This is a genomic window from Senegalia massiliensis (assembly GCF_009911265.1).
Taxonomy (GTDB): domain Bacteria; phylum Bacillota; class Clostridia; order Tissierellales; family SIT17; genus Anaeromonas; species Anaeromonas massiliensis_A.
In genome coordinates, this window is the sequence record NZ_QXXA01000033.1 from 1 (window position 1) to 4,423 (window position 4,423).

A 4,423-nucleotide genomic window follows, 5' to 3' on the forward strand; every position below is an offset into this window, starting at 1 on the left:
CTTTATAGACCTAGACAAGTATATTCATCTGCAAGTAAAAGCTATAACATAAAAATAAATGGTACAACAGTAAAAAGTGGTAGCACTACTATTGGGGGAAGTGGAACAAAAACCATAGCAAGTGGTACAACGAAAGTTTATCATAATAGTAATGGAACTAAGAAAAATGTAGCAATATCTTTTTATCAAGAAGTTAGCATCACATGGTCAGGTGTAGCTACAGGAAATGCAAGTAAATCTGGAACAATGGATTTAACTACTATACCTCGTTATGCAAAGATAACTTCATTTAGTATAAGTAATATAACAGGAATACAATTTAAATTTAACTACAGTGTAGATAGAAGTATAGATTTAGTTCAGTATTCTCTTAATGGAGGTAGTTGGAAAAGTCAGCCTAGTGGAAATTTAATTACTGGATTAAATCCTGGAACTACTTATACCCTAAGAATAAGAGTAAGGAGTTCGACAAGTGGGTTATATACCTATTCTAATACATTAACTGTTGTAACAGTGGTATTATCAAGCATATCTAGTAGTGTTAAGTTTAATTTAGAAAGTAATCTAGGTGTAACTATATCAAGAAAAAACTCTAATATAGTCCATGACATTTATCTAGAAGCCTATTATGATGGAGCATGGAGAGATGTTGTTAAAAATAGACTTACAAATATAAGTACTAGTGCTACTATAATTCCTACACTAGGAGCAGTTGAATTACTACAAAACAAACATCCTAATACTAAAAATGTTACTATAAGAGTTAGAATAGTGTGTAGATGGGGTGAAAATGGTACAATTCAAGGGATGGTTTATAAGAGTGGAGCTGCTACTATTGTAAATGCTAACCCTTCTATTTCAGGGATTACTTATAAAGATACAGATACTGATGTACAGGCTATATTAAATAATAATCAACTAATATTAAGAAATAAATCCAACCTGCAAGTAACAGCAGGGAAAGCAACAAGTCAAAAAGGTGCTACACTAAAACAATATAAAATTAGCATTGGTGGTAATGAGTACAGTGTAAACACTAGTGGGACAAGTGAAATAGAAAAAACAATTAATGTAGGTGCAGTAAATCAATCAAGCAACCAGACAGTAGTGTTGACTGTAATAGATAGTAGGGGGAATAAAGCAACCAAAAGTTTTACTGTGCAAATCTTAAATTATGAAGAACCACAATTTTTGCAAGTTTCCGCTGATAGATTGAACAATTATGAAGAGTCTTCATATGCGAATATAGAAGCTAGAAGAGCAGTAGTAAAACCATCTACAATAGATGTAAATGAAATCTATCTAAGGTATAGAATAAAAGAAAATTCTATTGGAACATATGGAGATTATGTAAATATAGCAAGTGAAAGTGGCTATGTAAGTGGAATATGGCAGAATTTAACTGTAAATCAGTACATGGCAGATTATCCTAATGATAAATCTTATACGATAGAAGTCGGAATCAAAGATAAGTTTAGTGACTGGGATACAATATTAGTAAATTTAAGAGAAGGTATAGCTCTCTTGAGTTTCTTTAAAGATAAAATTAAAACAGGAGTTCCTTTTGAAAATTTAGCTATAGGGAAAAGTCATGAAGGAAAAGCTACTTTAGAGGTTGGTGGACATGCAATAATTGAAGGTGCATTATCACTAGGTGATGGGTTTGCAGGCAATACTTTAGCTTTGAGAGGTTTAGGTACAGGTTCCTCAAATATTAACTATATAAGCTTTTTTGAGGATAATGGTTCAAATAGACAGGCTTATTTAGGATTTGGGAGTGCTAATCATTCTGCTTTTCAAATTGCTAATGAAACAGGTGGTGGTATATCATTACTTGGTGATGTTTCAACGAATGGAGATTTTACAAGTGGAAATACTGTTGTTCATAGAGGGTTTGTTCCAAATGATTGGTCAAGTATAAAATTATCAGGTATTTGGACTTGCAGCAATGGGTCATATACTAATGTCCCATCTGGTTCATCTAAATATGGCATACTTCTTACATTATCAAGATATAGTGGTGCAAGTAATTATGTTAGTTATTTTTATACAGACTCTTATGGTAGGATTTTTACTTGTATGAAATGGAATGGAGTTATGAGTGAATGGAAGATGTTAGGATAATAATGGAGGTGTTAAGAATGGCGTTAAATAAAGATTATGAGGATAGTGCAGGTATAATTATTTCATACTGGAATATTCCTAGAATAGAAATAAAAAAATTAGATGATTATGTTAGAATTTTTGTATATGGTTATATAAATGCGGATACTCGTAATTCTGGTAAAACAAATGCAACAGAAAGAATTTTTATAATTAATAATGATGAAGGTTTGATGGACAAATATTTTAGTGCTGAACAAATGGATTTTTACAATGAAAATATATATGAACTAGGGTATAGGTATTTAAAAGAAAATGAAACCATGTTTGAAGATGCAATTGACATAATAGAATAGGAGTTGTTGAAAATATGGACGATAAAATTGATGTTAAAGGTAAAGTAAATCAAGAAAAACATATTGACTTGGTAATACACGAAACTAAAAGTAAAATCTTAGATACTTTAAATAGTTCTAAATTACCCGTATCAGTAGTAAGACTAATAGTTAATGAGATAAATGAAGCAGCAAATATACAATATAATATGCGAATAAATAATTTAACTAAAAAGTAAGCACCTAGAAGGGTGTTTTTTTAATGCCCTTCTTTATTATTAGGAGGTGGATCATGGAAACATGCAATAAAGAAGATAGATTTAAATCAATAGAAAACACACAAGAAAAGCATGGCAATGATATAGATAAACTAAAAGAAGAAGTATCTATACTGAAGATAAATGATAGAGGAATAGAAGAAGTTATTAAAAAACTAGAAGAAAATTTTGAGAAAATAGTGAAAAGCATTGATAAAGCTAAGTGGTGGTTTTTAACTGGAATGTTAGGACCATTAATCTTAGCTTTTATATTATCACGATTAAATTTATAGGAGGAATGTAAAATGGATTTTAATTTTAAAGGTGTAAATAAAGCAACATGGGTAAGGATCATAGGTTTATTTTTAGTTCTAATGAATCAAATATCAATAAGTATATTTAAATTTGAGTTATTACCTTTCGGAGATGAAGAGATAAATGAAGGTGTATCTACAATACTTACAGTTGTAATTGCAATAGTCGCAGGGTGGAAAAACAACTCTATAACAGAATCAGGACAAAAAGCAGATAAGGTATTGAAAGAAGAAAAAAGAAAGGTTGTGAAATAATGAAAATTAAACAACAGCTAATAAGAGATACAAAACATAAGTACGGGAAAAGCAACAAAAAGAAATATATTACTGTACATCAAACTGATAATTGGGATAGAGGAGCAAATGCTCAAGTGCATGCTAACCTACAGAGTAGGGTGAATCCTCGCAAGGCATCTTGGCATTGGCAAGTAGATGATATACAAGCTATACAATCATTCATACATGATTTTCAATTATGGCACTGTTCAGATGGTAGAGGAAATGGAAATCTGAATTCAATAGGAGTAGAACTTTGTTTAAATAGAGATGGGAACTATAATAAAGCAGTTGAAAATGGAGCAGAATTAGTAGCCTATATTATGAAAAAAGAAAATATCCAACTATCTAATGTGGTCCAACATAATTACTGGAGTGGAAAGAATTGTCCTTCTCAAATACGTAGAGGTAAGAATGGCATTTCATGGTCCGACTTTAAAAAGCTAGTAGCTAAGAAGTTAAATAAAGGTATAGTTGAACCTACAAAAACTATAGAAAAATTAATTGCAGAAACATTGGCAGGAAAATATGGGAATGGAGCAGAAAGAAGGAGGTTGCTAGGTAGTAACTATAATGAAGTACAAAGAGAAATTGATAAAATGTATAATTCTAAGCCTACAACAAAACCGACTAAGACTATAGATAAATTAGTTGAAGAAACATTGTTAGGATTCCATGGTAATGGAGCAGAAAGAAAGAAATCATTAGGATCTAATTATCAAAAAGTACAACAAATTATCAATGGAAAATTTGAAAGAGTAGATATAAATAAACTTGTACAAGAAACATTAGCAGGAAAACATGGCAATGGAGCTCAAAGGAAAAAATCATTAGGTAAGTATTATAAAGAAGTGCAAAATATAATTAATAAGAGATATAAATAAAATAATTAATGAGAAAATAGAGTAAATTAAATTGACCAGGACTATTTGTCCTGGTCTTTTTTTATGTCAATTGATTTTATTTTATGATATAGATATATAACCTCATCTAGTTCTTGACTTATATCTATTATTTCTGTTGTAATTATAAAATCATTCTTATGTAGTAGTTTATGCATTTGTTTTTTTAATGCTGTCATTTTCTCTTCAACATCTTTTACTTTCCCCATAAAACCACACTCTCATATTTTTTATTT

7 protein-coding genes are annotated in these 4,423 nt (G+C 30.2%); 6 read left to right on the plus strand and 1 reads right to left on the minus strand.

The window, feature by feature from the left end:
• The 6 genes from D3Z33_RS16295 to D3Z33_RS16320 form a co-directional block, all read left to right on the plus strand.
• Nucleotides 1-2,124, plus strand: a 2,124-nt coding sequence (locus D3Z33_RS16295; RefSeq protein ID WP_160198831.1) for a DUF859 family phage minor structural protein, incomplete at its 5' end; no start/stop codon positions are given.
• A gap of 17 nt (nucleotides 2,125-2,141) precedes the next feature.
• Nucleotides 2,142-2,459: a hypothetical protein gene (locus tag D3Z33_RS16300; RefSeq protein ID WP_160198832.1), complete on the plus strand. Its 318-nt coding sequence runs from the start codon at nucleotides 2,142-2,144 to the stop codon at nucleotides 2,457-2,459.
• Between the two features lie 14 nt (nucleotides 2,460-2,473).
• Entirely contained in the window at nucleotides 2,474-2,677 is a 204-nt protein-coding gene (locus D3Z33_RS16305; protein WP_160198833.1) for a hypothetical protein, read from the plus strand.
• A 53-nt stretch (nucleotides 2,678-2,730) separates the two neighbouring features.
• Entirely contained in the window at nucleotides 2,731-2,988 is a 258-nt protein-coding gene (locus tag D3Z33_RS16310; protein ID WP_160198834.1) for a hypothetical protein, read from the plus strand.
• A gap of 12 nt (nucleotides 2,989-3,000) precedes the next feature.
• Complete coding sequence (locus tag D3Z33_RS16315) at nucleotides 3,001-3,264, plus strand: phage holin (protein ID WP_160198835.1); 264 nt, start codon at nucleotides 3,001-3,003, stop codon at nucleotides 3,262-3,264.
• Nucleotides 3,264-4,169, plus strand: a complete 906-nt coding sequence (locus D3Z33_RS16320) for an N-acetylmuramoyl-L-alanine amidase (RefSeq protein ID WP_160198836.1) — start codon at nucleotides 3,264-3,266, stop codon at nucleotides 4,167-4,169. The genes D3Z33_RS16315 and D3Z33_RS16320 overlap by 1 nt, the downstream gene beginning before the upstream one ends.
• Nucleotides 4,170-4,210: 41 nt before the next feature.
• Here D3Z33_RS16320 and D3Z33_RS16325 read toward each other — a convergent pair whose 3' ends face one another.
• Nucleotides 4,211-4,396 (minus strand): Spo0E family sporulation regulatory protein-aspartic acid phosphatase, encoded by a 186-nt coding sequence (locus D3Z33_RS16325; RefSeq protein ID WP_160198837.1) that lies wholly within the window; start codon nucleotides 4,394-4,396, stop codon nucleotides 4,211-4,213.
• Nucleotides 4,397-4,423 lie beyond the last annotated feature (27 nt).